Origin of the sequence: Nocardioides cavernae, from assembly GCF_016907475.1 — a bacterium.
GTDB lineage: Bacteria > Actinomycetota > Actinomycetes > Propionibacteriales > Nocardioidaceae > Nocardioides > Nocardioides cavernae.
The window spans coordinates 4,678,271-4,690,672 of sequence record NZ_JAFBCA010000001.1; the positions used below are offsets into that span (position 1 = coordinate 4,678,271).

Consider the following 12,402-nt stretch of genomic DNA (forward strand, 5'->3'; position numbering starts at 1 on the left):
TGATCGGGTTGCGTTCCCTGACCGGCGTCATTTCGGGGTCCCCTCGGCGTTGTTCGGAGGAGCGCAGCGGGGGAGAAGAACGGCGTGGGGTGACTTCATCCGAGATCACACCTGTCGGAGCCGGTGTTGTACTTCACCGGGATCGAGACGTCCTGGGGCAGGTTCACGCGGCCCTGGAACTCGCAGAGGTAGAAGTTGAAGAACGAGCCGTAGATCGCCGTGCGTCCGATCTTGTTGAGCTTGATCGGCAGCACCTGGATGGCGCGGTCGAGCTCGGCCTTGTTCTTGTCGATGTTGCCGGCCACCGTGCGTAGCTCCTTGATGTCCTTCACGAAGGGCTCGCGGATGCCGTCGATGAGGGAGGCGGTCTCGACCGACAGCGTGGAGACCTCCTCGAGCGAGCCGAGGATCGCGTTGCGGTCCTTCTTCAGCCCGCCGACGAGCGTGCGGAACGACTGGATCAGCCGGGTGAGCTGTTTGTCGCGGTCGGCGACGTGGTCGAGCACCAGCGACAGGTTGTCGATGAGGTCGCCGATGACCTCGTCGCGGTCGGCGAGCGTCGACGTGACCGACGCCGTGTGCGCGAGCAGCCCCTCCAACGTCCCGCCCTCGCCCTGGAACACCTGGACGAGCTCGTACGACAGCTGGTTGACGTCGTCGGGCGAGAGCGCCTCGAAGAGCGGCTTGAAGCCGTTGAAGAGCACGGTGAGGTCGAGCGCGGGCGTGGTCCGCGACACCGGGATCGTCGAGCCGGCCGGCAGCCGCCGGGTGTCGCCCACCTCCTGGGTGAGCGAGAGGTAGCGCTGCCCGACCAGGTTGCGGTAGCGGATGGCAGCGTTGGTACCGCCGTTGACCGCGGTGTCGCGGTCGACCGAGAAGGTGATGAGCGCACGGGTGCGGTCGACGATCTCCACCTCGCTGACCGTGCCGACCCGGACGCCGGCGACGCGGATGTCGTCGCCCTTGTTGACGCCGGTGGCGTCGGTGAACTCCGCCTTGTACTCCCGCGACGACCCGAAGTCGAGGTTGCCGATGGTCACCACCAGCACCGCGGTCGCGAGCGAGGTGACGACGACGAAGACGAGCAGCTTGACCAGGTCGATCGAGGTCCTGAGGTCGAGGATCCGGCTCATCGCAGCGACACCTCCGCCCCGCGCGCCATCGGCCCGACCAGGAGCACACCGAGGTCGGGCACGTCGTCGGTGCTGACGCCCAGGCCCGGGGCGAGCAGCGACTTGAGCAGCGCCGACTCGTCGCGCCCTCCCGCGAAGCCGGCAGCGGTGCCGGACCAGCCAGGACCCACGCGGCTGGTGCCCTTGCCGGTGGGCTCGTCGACACCGTCGACGAAGTCGGGCTGGGAGGTCAGCGGGTTGCTCTGGGACCACGGCGGAGAAGGCAGCGTGCCGCAGTGGTAGCCGCTCTTGTCGCCGTAGACCGGGGCGTCCTGCGGGCCGTAGCCGCGCGGCTGGTTGGGCAGCGTCTCCAGCACGATGTGGAGGGTGAAGCCGCGGAACGCCTCCGCCTGGAGCTTGCCCGCCCCGACGATGCCGCCGAGCAGGCAGGGGTAGCCGGGGGCGTAGCGCGCGAACACCTCGAGCTGTGCCGCGCCGAGGTCCGCGAGCCGGACCAGGTTGTCGCCGTTGGCGCGGGTGAAGCGATCGGCGACGGTGGCCAGCTTCGACACGTCGTTGAACAGCGCCTTGAGCCGGTCCTCGCGGTCCTCGAGCGTCGACGTGGTGGTGATGGTGTTGCGGAGGATCGTGGCGACCTCCGGCAGCACGTCGGCGTACGTGTCGGAGACCCGCGCCGTGAGCCGCAGGTCCTCGATCAGGGCGGGGAGCTGGGGGTTGAAGCGGGTCAGGTAGTCGTCGAGCGTCTCGAGCGTCTCGCCGAGCTGCTCGCCCCTCCCCTCGAGGGCGGTCGCGACCGCGTTGAGGGTGGTGTTGAGGTCGGCAGGCTGCACCGCACGCAGCAGGGGGTAGAGGTCGCTGAGCACCTGCTCGACCTCGATGGAGAGGTCGGTGCGCTGGATGACGTCGCCGTCCGCGATCGGCTGGGCGGACGACCCGCCGTCGGGGACGACCAGGGAGACGAACTTCTCGCCGAAGAGCGTCTTGGGCAGGATCGAGGCAGTGACGTCGCGCGGGACGTCGGTGGTGCGGTCCTGGTAGAGGCCGAGGGTGATGTCGGCGCCCTCGGCGGTGGGCTCGTAGTCGAGCACCTCGCCCACGATCACTCCCTTGATCTTGACGTCGGCGCGCTGCGGCAGCTGGAGCCCGATCCTGGACGCCTTGACCGTGACCTCGTCGTAGTCGGTGAACTTCTTGGTGAACACGCCGTAAGTCGCCCACACCGCGCCGAGCATGAGGACCAGGAACACGACTCCCAGGGACTTCGTCTTCATCGACCCATCACCCCGCCAGCCGCACGGTGGTCGACGCGCCCCAGATCGCCATGGACATCAGCAGGTCGAGCACGTTGATCGCGACGATGCTGGTCCGGACGGCGCGGCCCACCGCGACGCCCACGCCGGCGGGCCCGCCGGCGGCGGTGTAGCCGTGGTAGCAGTGGATGAGGATGACGGTGACCGCGAAGACCAGCACCTTGCCGAAGGACCACAGCACGTCGCCGGGCGGCAGGAACGCGTTGAAGTAGTGGTCGTAGGTGCCTGCGGACTGGCCGTAGAACTGGGTCACCACAAGCCGGCTGGCGAAGTAGGACGACAGCAGGCCCACGACGTAGAGCGGGATGATCGCGATCAGCCCGCCCACGACGCGGGTGGCGACGAGGAACGGCATCGACGGGATCGCCATCACCTCGAGGGCGTCGACCTCCTCCGAGATCCGCATGGCGCCCAGCTGGGCGGTGAAGCCGCAGCCCACCGTCGCGGCGAGTGCGATGCCCGCGACGAGCGGCGCGATCTCGCGGGTGTTGAAGTAGGCGGAGACGAAGCCGGAGAAGGCAGCGGTGCCGAGCTGGTTGAGCGCCGCGTAGCCCGACAGCCCCACCTGAGCACCGGTGAAGAACGTCATGCCGATGATGACGCCGACGGTGCCGCCGATGACGGCGAGCGCACCGGAGCCGAGGGTGACCTCGGCGAGGATCCGCATGATCTCGCGCGGGTAGCGGGTGACCGAGCGCGGCACGGCCTTGAGCACCGCGATGTGGAAGGCCAGCTGGCCTCCCAGGTCGTCGAGGGAGGCGAGCGGCTTGGCGTAGACGTCTCGTAGGGCCATCGCTCATCCGCCCTTCGGGGGCACGACCTGCAGGTAGATCATGCTGAGGGCGAAGTTCGCCACGAAGAGCAGCAGGAACGTGATGACCACGGACTCGTTGACGGCGTCGCCGACGCCCTTCGGCCCGCCCTTGGCGTTCATCCCCTTGTAGGACGCCACCACCGCGGCGATCAGGCCGAAGACGAGCGCCTTGATCAGGCCGATCCACAGGTCCGGCAGCTGCGCCAGGGCGGTGAAGCTCGCGAGGTACGCACCCGGGGTGCCGTCCTGCAGGATCACGTTGAAGACGTAGCCGCCGCTCACCCCGACGACGCTGACCATGCCGTTGAGGAAGAACGCCACCAGCATGCACGCGAGCACGCGGGGCACGACGAGGCGCTGGATCGGGTCGATGCCCAGCACCATCATCGCGTCGAGCTCCTCGCGGATCTTGCGGGCGCCGAGGTCGGCCGCGATCGCGGAGCCGCCGGCCCCGGCGATCAGCAGTGCCGTGCCGATGGGGGCCGCCTGCTGGATGACCGCGAGCACCGACGCCGAGCCGGTGAACGACTGCGCGCCGAACTGCTTGATCAGGCCACCGACCTGTAGCGCGATGACCGCGCCGAAGGGGATCGCGACGAGGGCGGTCGGGACGATCGTGACCGAGGCGATGAACCAGGCCTGCTGGATGAACTCGCGCAGCTGGAAGGGGCGCCGGAAGAGCCCGCGACCGACGTCGAGGGCGAAGGCGAACAGGTTGCCCGCGGCACCGATCGGTGCGAGGGCGCGCGAGGACGTCGACATGGACATGGCGGCCTCAGGCTCCCGGCGCCAGGCCGGCGTTGCTGGACTCGAAGGATCCCGGCGGCGGGGTCACGCCGTTCTCGCGGCACCACTCCCCTGCCGCGCGCTGGCTGCGGCGCGGGACGCCGTTGGACGGCTCCTGCTGGAGCGGGATGGGCGGCAGCGGGGGCAGCTCCTGGCCCTCCTCGGCCGCGAGCTCGTCGGCGTCCTTCTCCTCGGACATGCCGATCGGCCCGACGCGCTGGGCGTTGAGGAACTGGCGTACGACGGGCTCCTCCGAGCTCAGCAGCTGCTCGCGCGGGCCGAACATCGCCAGGTGGCGGTGGTAGAGGAGACCGATGTTGTCGGGCACCGTCCGGGCCGTGTTCACGTCGTGGGTGACGATGAGGAAGGTGGCGTCGATCTGCGCGTTGAGGTCGATGATGAGCTGGTTGAGGAACGCCGTCCGCACCGGGTCGAGGCCCGAGTCGGGCTCGTCGAAGAGCACGATCTCGGGGTCGAGCACCAGGGCGCGCGCCAGCCCGGCACGCTTGCGCATGCCGCCGGAGATCTCGCCGGGCAGCTTGTCCTCGGAGCCCAGGAGGCCGACGAGGTCCATCTTCTCCATCACGATGGCGCGCACTTCCGACTCCGACTTCCTGGTGTGCTCGCGCAGTGGGAAGGCGACGTTGTCGTAGAGGTTCATCGAGCCGAACATGGCGCCGTCCTGGAACAGCACGCCGAAGAGCTTGCGGATCTCGTAGAGGTCGCGCTCGGAGCAGCTCGCGATGTCGGTGCCCTCGATGAGGATCGAGCCCTTGTCGGGCTTGAGCAGGCCGATGAGCGTCTTGAGGAACACGGACTTGCCCGTGCCCGACGGGCCGAGCATCACGCAGATCTCGCCCGCAGGGATCGTCAGGGTCACGTTGCCCCAGATCAGCTGCTTGCCGAAGGACTTGGTGAGGTCGTTGACCTGGATCTCGACACCCATGTGAACCCTCCCTGCCGTCTGGCTCGGACTGAGCCGGGCGACTCCGCCCCGCGCTGCTTACGGGGTGGACAACGCAGCAGGTCGTGGGAGGTTACGGGCGGGAGGAGACGGTCGTCACCACCGCGGAGGATCAGCCGGGGCGGGTGCGGCGGGCTGGGAGGACCCGCCAGGTGCCGCGGACCGAGCACGCTACGGTCGGAGCGTGAGCGATGAACCCCCCGTGCGTGTGGCGCTCCGGGTCGCTGACGTGGCCGCAGCCACGGAGGTGTATGAGCGGCTCGGCTTCGTGCAGGTAGGGACAGTCCCGGATCCGAACGGCCTCGTGCTCATGGCGATCCTGAGACGAGGACCCTTGCAGCTGCTCGTCGACGCATTGGAGGGGATCCCTTTCCCCGACAGTGCGCGCGAGCAGCTGACCAGGTCCGGCCCACGTGGACTCGGCGTGGTCATCGGCATCGAGGTGGCGGATGTGGACGAGGCCGCCCGACTCGCCGCGGCCGCGGGATGCATCATCGCCGCAGGCCCCGAGTCTGCTCCGTGGGGTGAGCGATACGTGGAGGTCGAGGATCCGTACGGATACGCGTGGAAGTTCTTCCGTGTGTTGTCTGATCCGCCGGGCGACGGTCTGCAAGCCGCAGCCGACGCGTGGTTCGGCGTCGACTGACTCAACTGGGCTGAAGGTGGCAAGGGCGTCACATCGCCGTGAGTCGGCGTCAGCCAGGGATCGGTCGTGCGGTCGATGAGACGAGCAGCCGCGATGCGGTCCACTGGGACGGCAGGCTCTCGGCTCTGGCAGCGGTGGCGTTCTGCTCCGGCACGGGACCTAGGAGGCGCCGGGCCGAGGATCTCGTAGCAGCAGGCGCACGAGCGTGTCGGACCACCACGCCTGGACACGGTCCGGCGACCATCCGCGCGCCTGGGTGAGCTCGAGGTAGACGTCGACGCTGAGCAGCGCGGCGGCCGTGTCCAGTGCGTCCTCCAGACCCACGCCGTCGCGCCATACCGGCGCCGACCAGGAGCCGTACACCCGTCTGCGGGCCTCGTCGCCCTGCTGGCGGCCGGCGGCATAGACGGGAGCGAGGTCCGGGTTGGACCGACCGGCCTCCCTGATCACGGTGATCGCGTCGGCGCCGTGCTCGAACAGGTCTCGGTCGATGCCGACCAGTGCGGCTATCTGGCGCGCGGGGTTTCCCTCCGCAGCCTTGAGCTCGGACATGTGCCGAGGAAGGTCGACGGCCGCAGTGAGCGAGTCGAGCAGGGCCGTCGCCAGTCCGGCCTTGTTGCCGTACACCGCGTACACAGTGGGCTCGGAGACGCCGGCCGCAGCAGCCACGTCCCGAACCCGAGTCCCCGACCACCCCCGTTCGACGAACAGGGTCCGGGCGGCGTCGGCGATCTGACGCCGGGTCCTCTCCGCTTGCGCTCGACGGGCCGGCGAATCGTAGGAACGGGCGTTGACAGATTCGTTGAGTCTCTCTACATTCATTGAGTCAGTCTATCCCGAATCTCATTGAGAAGGTCCGTCATGAATCTCAGCTCCATTCGCGTCGGTGGCATCGCCGCCCTCGGCTTTGCCGTTCTGGTCATGGTCGTCAACCTCCTGCTCGGCACTGCCGGGTTGCCCCAGCCTGGCGCGACGCCGGAGGAAGTCCGTGAGTTCTTCGCGACGACCGACGCCCGCGTCACCGTGTCCACCGCCCTCGCGCCCATCGCGTGGATCCTCCTCCCGGTCTTCGCCGCCGGCGTCGCGGCGGCAGCCCGCCGCCGGTCGGTGGTCCAGGGCGACGCCTGGCCGCTGGTGGGTCTCGGAGCGGCCATCATGCAGAACTGCCTGTTCGGCGGAGTCGTCGCCACGCAGGCAGTTCTCAGCGCAGGCAGCCTCTCCGCGGACGTGGAGTGGGGGGTGTGGCAGCTGCACACAGCCTTCTTCTCCCTCAACGCGGTCAGTCTTGCCATCATCATGGCCTCATTGTCCTTGGCGGGCGTCCGCACCGGCCTCATCCGCCGCTGGCACGCCACGCTCGGCTGCGTCAGCGCCGGGGCGATGACGGTCGTGTCGGTGACCACCCCGCTGCACATGGACGGCGGCCCGCTCGGCCTGCTCGGCCTGGCCGGCTTCCTTGCCTGGGTCGTCTGGCTGGCGACGTACGGCGTCGTGCTGCTCCGTGCCGCGAAGGGCACGGCCGAGGTCGCTGCCGCGACCGAGCCCGTCGCCGTCAACGCCTGACGCGACGGCACCTCCCGCGGGGCCCGGCCGCGCGCCGGGCCCCGTGACACATGCCGATCCCGCAGGAACCTGGGCAAGGGCGGCCTGCTGGTCTGCGTGGTCCACTCAGGTCGCACCAGCGGTGCTTCCTCGGGAAGCAGCCGGTCGACCAGGTCCGCGGTCACATCGGGAGTACCGTCACGTCCATGGAGACGGTCGAGGTCCATGGCCTCCGCCTCGCCTATCACCGCACCGGGCACGGACCACCGGTCGTGTTCGTCCACGGTGGAGTCGAGGACAGCCGCGGCTGGACACCACAGCTCGACGCACTCTCCGACGAGTTCACAGTGATCGCGTGGGACGAGCCCGGCGCCGGCGGATCTCAAGACGTACCCGACGAGTTCGGCCTTGCCGACTACGCCGATTGCCTCGCCGCCATGGTCCGCGCGCTTGTCGGCTCGCCGACGTCGGTGGTCGGGCTCTCGTGGGGTACGACCGTGATCCTCGAGGCGTATCGACGCCATCCCGCGGTGGTCCGCAGCATGGTGCTGGCTGACGGGTACGCCGGATGGCGGGGGTCGCTGGGCGCGAAGGAGGCAGACGCCAGGTTGGCCGCCGTGCGCGCCGCGCTGGCTGAGCCGGACGATGCGTTCGATCCGACCCTGCCCGGGCTCTTCGCGGGTGAGCCACCCGCCCTCTTCGCACCACTCCTGGAGGCGATGGCCGCTGACGTCAGACGCCACAGCATGTTGACGGCGCTGACCGCGATGGCACAGGCCGATCTCACCGAGGTGCTGCCAACCGTTCAGGTGCCGACACAGCTGATCTGGGGTGCGCTCGACGCCCGATCGCCGCTGTCGGTCGCGCGCGAGTTCGAGCGCCAGATCCCTGGAGCGACCCTGGCGGTGATCCCCAACTGCGGACACGTCAGCAACCTCGAGGCACCCGGTCCGTTCAATGAGCTCGTTCGCGGCTTCCTCCACCATCACGGCTGAGGGCTGAGCCGCCAAGGATGCGGATCCGGCCACTGCTGGCATCGTCTCCTGGTGGGGTCGCGTTGGGACTCGGCGTCGTTCCTGACCACGAGCCGCCCTCGTGGCCCAACGAGCGCGGTACCAAGCAGTTCCACTTCGACCTCGCGGTCGACGACATCGATGCGGCGGCGCACGAGTGCATCGAGCTCGGTGCGATGCTGCCGGACCAGCAGCCGGGTGAGACCTGGCGAGTACTCCTCGATCCCAGCGGGCATCCCTTCTGCCTCACGCTTGCGGCCAACTGGGGCTGAGCCTCATCATCCGCCCGAACCCCACCGGTACGTGGAGCCGGCACAGAAGCTGAGGCACCAGCACTCGTTGGTGGAGTGGTTAGCCGAGGGTGTCGCCGTGCCGTCGGCGTTGGGCGATGCTCCGGGCCTGCCCTGCGTGTATGTCGGCGACCCATTCCCAGCCGGGCTGGGGCGAGTTGACTCGTGGGTCGTCGGGAGCATGGCCATCGCGCAAGGCGCGCACGTAGGCGCGGTCCTGGTCGATCCGTGCGCGTAGGTGACGGGCTCCGCCGACGGACCCGTGGCCGGGGACGACCGCGTCGACCTCGCACGTCAGGTCTTCCAGCAGCTGCAGCCCGACGAGGTAGTCCTCGACCGGGTCGTTGGTGCCGTCGAAGTCGTCGAGCATGGGAACAAAGACGTCGGAGAGCATGTCGCCGGCGGCGAGGACTCGTCGTTCCTCGATGTACAGCGCCGCGTGGCCCGGGGCATGAGCCGGGTGTTCGATGATTCGGACCTCCGGTCCGTTCCAGGGGATCCGCTGCGTTCCGGCTGGCAGGCCGATGATGCGGCCGTAGAGGTCCAGTGGCGTCTCCTCGGCGATCTCGGGCGGTAGCCCCTCGGCGGCGCGCGCCGCCCAGTCCGCGTTCGACCGCACCTCCCGCATGACGGCCGCACAGCGCGCCGTTGCGTAGCGGGGCGCTTCGCCGAGGTCGGTGTGCCAGAGCACGTGGTCCCAATCGGGGTGCGTCGAAAAGCCCGCTACCACCGCCTGGCCGAGTTCGCGAACATCGTTCGCGAGGCAAACCATCTCAGAGCCCGTGATCCCCGCGTCGATGACCAGTACGCCGGCACGGCCTTGCACGACGGTGGTGTTGTTCAGAAGTAGCTCGCTCTGGTGGACCAGAACGCCTTCAGCGACTTGTGTGAGCACGTGCAGGCTTCCGATCGCTTCTCGGCGAGTCCAACCCCGGTACGTGTGGTGACCGATCGCCTGCACAGTCACAGGCGAGTACCCGCTGACCTCGCTCAGCCACCGTCGTTCGAGCTCCCCCCGTGTGTGGAGGGTGCTTCGATGAGATGTGACGGGTGAGCAGAGCGACCTGGACGTTGCCCTGGAGGCGGCTCGCGCGAGGACGACCCGCTCGGATCCCGGAATTCATTTGCTCAGGCGAGGGCGGAGTCGGGGATCCAGTTCCCGTGGAATCCCTGCGGCACCCGGGCCGGCAGATGGACCGTGGCCACCGGATGCCCAAAGTCGTGGGCATCGATGATCACCAGGTCGCTGGCGTCGCGCGCGGCGTCGTACACGTAGCCCATGAGCCAACCGTCGTCCTCGCCAACCGCGCTGCCGGCCGGGACGAACACCATCTCGCTGGCGATGCGCCCGGAGCCCAGGTCCACCTCGACGGTGGTGCCGCCGACGAGGTCGTGCTTGCGCACAGCTGTCCGAGGGTCATCACCCAGGGCGCCCAGGTCGCGCACCGAGGATGCGCCGATCGTGTAGCCGTAGCGGTGGCGGCTGCCAGTGAGTCGTTCGTCCCCGCGTGGGAACTCCGTGCCGCGATCGTCGATGGTCTCGGTGAGGACCTTGCGTGCCCGCGGGTCGATCGTCCAGCGCTCCAGACGGGGGCGATCGGACACGGGCTCGCCGTCCTCGGCGAAGGCATGGTCGTGCACCACCAGGTCGATGATCACTCGGTCACCGGCGTCGAAGGCGTTGAGGGGGTGGTAGACGAAGCACGGCTCGACGTCGATCCACACGACGTCGGACGCGGTGCCGGCCCGGGGCAGGAGCCCGACCCGGGCCCCGTTGTCGGGGCGCCAGCGGAAGGGCAGGGCAACGCCCTGGAGGGCGAGCTCCAGGTCGAAGAGCACAGGCAGGTCGAAGAGGACGACACGGGAGGCGGTCAGGCCCATGTCGTGGAGCATGACCGGAGCCGGAAGGTCGATGTCGACGGTGCTGACGAGCTCCCCGGAAGGGTCGATCACGTGATAGCGCAACGCGGGGTTGTCGAAGCCGTAGCTCATCACGTGCATCTCGCCGGTGTTCGGGTCGAACTTGGGGTGAGCGTTGATGCCGGCAGGGAGAGGGCCGCCGAAGTTGCGGGTGGCGACCGTGTCCAGGTCGCCCGTCAGCTCGTAAGGCAGCGACCCCTCGGTCACGGCCAGGATCCGGCCGGCGTGGGCGAACACGTTGGTGTTGCCCGACCCGGAGTACCACCCGCCGTCCTCGTGAGGCACGGGGGACTCATCGAGGTGCGCGCTGGCCTCAGGGCTGCGCACCCAGCGGTTGCGGTACCAGCGTGGACGGCCGCCGTGCAGGTCGACCCCGTGCACCATCCCGTCGCCCGCGAACCAGTGGTACGTGTCGGCCTGCGCTGCGAACGGGTTGGGCCCGGTGCGGATGTACCTGCCCGCCAGGCCCGGCGGCACCGCGCCCGTGACCTCGAGATCCGTAGCGGTCAACTCGGTGGCCACCGGCGCAAAGTTGCCGTCGAGGTACGTCGCTGCAGTCATCGTCTGCTCCCTGGCGTCGGGCTGCCGAACCGGCCCCACCAATAGACACCCCCACCCGCTAGGCGTCAATCCGCCGCGATCGCGAGCGCGCCGGATCCATGGACGGCTGTCTTGGATCCACACAGACGGGACTCACGTTGCCGTCGTCGTCGAGCCATGCTGCCCATATGCCGGTATGACGCGCGGTGATGGCGACGAAAACCTGGATCCTGGGTAGCGGGAGCGGGGTTCCGAACCAGGTGTTCCTTGTTCATCTCCGAGCGGTTCTGGAGACTGGGTGTGCAGGGTGCCGAGTTTCGGCGCGGATGGGCGACTCGGCAGGCGGGGCGAGGATGAGCATCTCCGGCAGCAGACTGGTCCGTCGGTGGGGTGGTCGTGCAGTCGGGTTGGCTGTCACAGGCGTCGGCCTGTACATCGTGGCGCCGAGCCTGTTGACCATGTTCGGGGCGTGGCCCCGACTCTCGGACGTTGACGAGCCCTGGTTCGCCATCCTCGCCGTACTTGAGGCCTGCAGCCTTGCTTGTCTGTGGTGGCTGGCGCGGATCGCGCTCGCGAGCCCCGACGACGCGGTCCCTGAGGGGGCGACAGATCGACAGGCTCAGACGCCACCTCGATTGGGTTGGGGGACAGCCGCGGCTGCCCAGCTCGCTGGCAACGCCGCCAGCAAGGTCGTCCCGGGGGGTGCCGCCACCGGTGGAGTCGTCCAGGCGAAGGTCCTCATCCAGTCGGGGCAGCGAGCCGGTGCGGTGGCGTCGGGGCTCACGGCCACCAACCTGCTGGGGACAGCGGTGCTCTTGATCCTGCCCGTGCTCACCATCCCGGCCCTGATCATCGGACCGCCACCGGCGAAGCAGCTGCAGCTGGGGTTGCTGGTCTCGTTGATCTTGGCCGCAGTCATCGTTGCCATCGGGGTCACGGCGCTGACCTGGCCATCAGTCGTGGCCGCGACCGGCATGGTCGCCGGACGTGTAGTCCATGTGTTTCGGAAGTCTGTGACGCCGCACGGTCTTGCGGACGGGCTCCTGGCGCAGCGTGCGCGGGTCGCCGCTGCGTTTCGCGGTCATTGGTGGACGGCCGTGTTCGCTGCGGCCGCGAACCGCATGTTCGACTACGCCGCTCTTGTCGCCGCCCTGGTGGCATTCGGAGCGCACGTGCGTCCCGCCGAGGTGCTGCTCGCGTATGTGGTCGCGCAGGCGTTCGCGATCATCCCGATCACCCCCGGTGGTGTGGGCTTCGTCGACGCGGGACTGACAGCGCTTCTAGTCCTGGTCGGCGTCCCGGCCGACACCGCGCTCATCGGCACGCTGCTCTACCGACTCTTCTCGTTCTGGCTGCCGATCCCGATTGGCGGGCTGGCCTGGGGTTGGTGGCGGATTCACCACCAGGTCGCGGATCGCCGGTTGACGGACAACGACTAGCACCC

Annotated in this window: 13 protein-coding genes; 5 read left to right on the top strand and 8 right to left on the bottom strand. The window is 68.9% G+C overall.

The features are described from left to right. Positions 1-95 precede the first annotated feature (95 nt). The 5 genes from JOD65_RS22065 to JOD65_RS22085 are packed head-to-tail and all read right to left on the bottom strand — an operon-like array spanning position 96 to position 4,989. Complete coding sequence (locus JOD65_RS22065) at positions 96-1,133, bottom strand: MCE family protein (RefSeq protein WP_191194501.1); 1,038 nt, start codon at positions 1,131-1,133, stop codon at positions 96-98. Next, positions 1,130-2,404: an MCE family protein gene (locus JOD65_RS22070; RefSeq protein WP_191194500.1), complete on the bottom strand. Its 1,275-nt coding sequence runs from the start codon at positions 2,402-2,404 to the stop codon at positions 1,130-1,132. Before JOD65_RS22070 ends, JOD65_RS22065 begins: the two co-directional genes overlap by 4 nt. 7 nt (positions 2,405-2,411) lie before the next feature. Then, positions 2,412-3,236, bottom strand: coding sequence for an MlaE family ABC transporter permease (locus JOD65_RS22075; RefSeq protein WP_191194499.1), 825 nt, complete (start codon positions 3,234-3,236; stop codon positions 2,412-2,414). Positions 3,237-3,239: 3 nt separating this feature from the next. Then, positions 3,240-4,025, bottom strand: coding sequence for an MlaE family ABC transporter permease (locus JOD65_RS22080; protein WP_191194498.1), 786 nt, complete (start codon positions 4,023-4,025; stop codon positions 3,240-3,242). Positions 4,026-4,032: 7 nt separating this feature from the next. Then, entirely contained in the window at positions 4,033-4,989 is a 957-nt protein-coding gene (locus JOD65_RS22085; RefSeq protein ID WP_191194497.1) for an ABC transporter ATP-binding protein, read from the bottom strand. A 202-nt stretch (positions 4,990-5,191) separates the two neighbouring features. On the opposite strand from JOD65_RS22085, the gene JOD65_RS22090 reads away from it, so the two are divergent. Beyond that, positions 5,192-5,653 (top strand): VOC family protein, encoded by a 462-nt coding sequence (locus JOD65_RS22090; protein ID WP_191194496.1) that lies wholly within the window; start codon positions 5,192-5,194, stop codon positions 5,651-5,653. Between the two features lie 159 nt (positions 5,654-5,812). On the opposite strand, the gene JOD65_RS22095 is transcribed toward JOD65_RS22090, so the two are convergent. Next, on the bottom strand, positions 5,813-6,475 hold the full coding sequence (locus JOD65_RS22095) for a TetR/AcrR family transcriptional regulator (RefSeq protein WP_191194495.1): 663 nt from the start codon (positions 6,473-6,475) through the stop codon (positions 5,813-5,815). A gap of 39 nt (positions 6,476-6,514) precedes the next feature. Here JOD65_RS22095 and JOD65_RS22100 point away from each other — a divergent pair, with 39 nt between their 5' ends. From JOD65_RS22100 to JOD65_RS22110, 3 genes are all read left to right on the top strand, one after another. Beyond that, on the top strand, positions 6,515-7,216 hold the full coding sequence (locus JOD65_RS22100) for a hypothetical protein (RefSeq protein WP_191194494.1): 702 nt from the start codon (positions 6,515-6,517) through the stop codon (positions 7,214-7,216). 185 nt (positions 7,217-7,401) lie between these two features. Next, the gene (locus JOD65_RS22105; protein WP_191194493.1) at positions 7,402-8,190 is read left to right on the top strand and encodes an alpha/beta fold hydrolase; all 789 of its coding nucleotides are present in this window, start codon (positions 7,402-7,404) and stop codon (positions 8,188-8,190) included. Between the two features lie 17 nt (positions 8,191-8,207). Continuing rightward, positions 8,208-8,480, top strand: coding sequence for a VOC family protein (locus tag JOD65_RS22110; protein ID WP_191194492.1), 273 nt, complete (start codon positions 8,208-8,210; stop codon positions 8,478-8,480). A 79-nt stretch (positions 8,481-8,559) separates the two neighbouring features. Here JOD65_RS22110 and JOD65_RS22115 read toward each other — a convergent pair whose 3' ends face one another. Both JOD65_RS22115 and JOD65_RS22120 read right to left on the bottom strand, forming a co-directional pair. Then, positions 8,560-9,393: an MBL fold metallo-hydrolase gene (locus JOD65_RS22115; protein ID WP_191194491.1), complete on the bottom strand. Its 834-nt coding sequence runs from the start codon at positions 9,391-9,393 to the stop codon at positions 8,560-8,562. A gap of 233 nt (positions 9,394-9,626) precedes the next feature. Continuing rightward, entirely contained in the window at positions 9,627-10,979 is a 1,353-nt protein-coding gene (locus JOD65_RS22120) for a carotenoid oxygenase family protein (RefSeq protein ID WP_191194490.1), read from the bottom strand. Positions 10,980-11,311: 332 nt separating this feature from the next. Here JOD65_RS22120 and JOD65_RS22125 point away from each other — a divergent pair, with 332 nt between their 5' ends. Then, entirely contained in the window at positions 11,312-12,397 is a 1,086-nt protein-coding gene (locus JOD65_RS22125; RefSeq protein WP_191194489.1) for a lysylphosphatidylglycerol synthase transmembrane domain-containing protein, read from the top strand. Positions 12,398-12,402: the final 5 nt, after the last annotated feature.

Coding starts and splice junctions, on each gene's coding strand:
- JOD65_RS22065 (WP_191194501.1), bottom strand. CDS start 1,133: ATGAGCCGGATCCTCGACCTCAGGACCTCGATCGACCTGGTCAAGCTG.
- JOD65_RS22070 (WP_191194500.1), bottom strand. CDS start 2,404: ATGAAGACGAAGTCCCTGGGAGTCGTGTTCCTGGTCCTCATGCTCGGC.
- JOD65_RS22075 (WP_191194499.1), bottom strand. CDS start 3,236: ATGGCCCTACGAGACGTCTACGCCAAGCCGCTCGCCTCCCTCGACGAC.
- JOD65_RS22080 (WP_191194498.1), bottom strand. CDS start 4,025: ATGTCCATGTCGACGTCCTCGCGCGCCCTCGCACCGATCGGTGCCGCG.
- JOD65_RS22085 (WP_191194497.1), bottom strand. CDS start 4,989: ATGGGTGTCGAGATCCAGGTCAACGACCTCACCAAGTCCTTCGGCAAG.
- JOD65_RS22095 (WP_191194495.1), bottom strand. CDS start 6,475: ATGAATGTAGAGAGACTCAACGAATCTGTCAACGCCCGTTCCTACGAT.
- JOD65_RS22100 (WP_191194494.1), top strand. CDS start 6,515: ATGAATCTCAGCTCCATTCGCGTCGGTGGCATCGCCGCCCTCGGCTTT.
- JOD65_RS22105 (WP_191194493.1), top strand. CDS start 7,402: ATGGAGACGGTCGAGGTCCATGGCCTCCGCCTCGCCTATCACCGCACC.
- JOD65_RS22110 (WP_191194492.1), top strand. CDS start 8,208: ATGCGGATCCGGCCACTGCTGGCATCGTCTCCTGGTGGGGTCGCGTTG.
- JOD65_RS22120 (WP_191194490.1), bottom strand. CDS start 10,979: ATGACTGCAGCGACGTACCTCGACGGCAACTTTGCGCCGGTGGCCACC.
- JOD65_RS22125 (WP_191194489.1), top strand. CDS start 11,312: ATGAGCATCTCCGGCAGCAGACTGGTCCGTCGGTGGGGTGGTCGTGCA.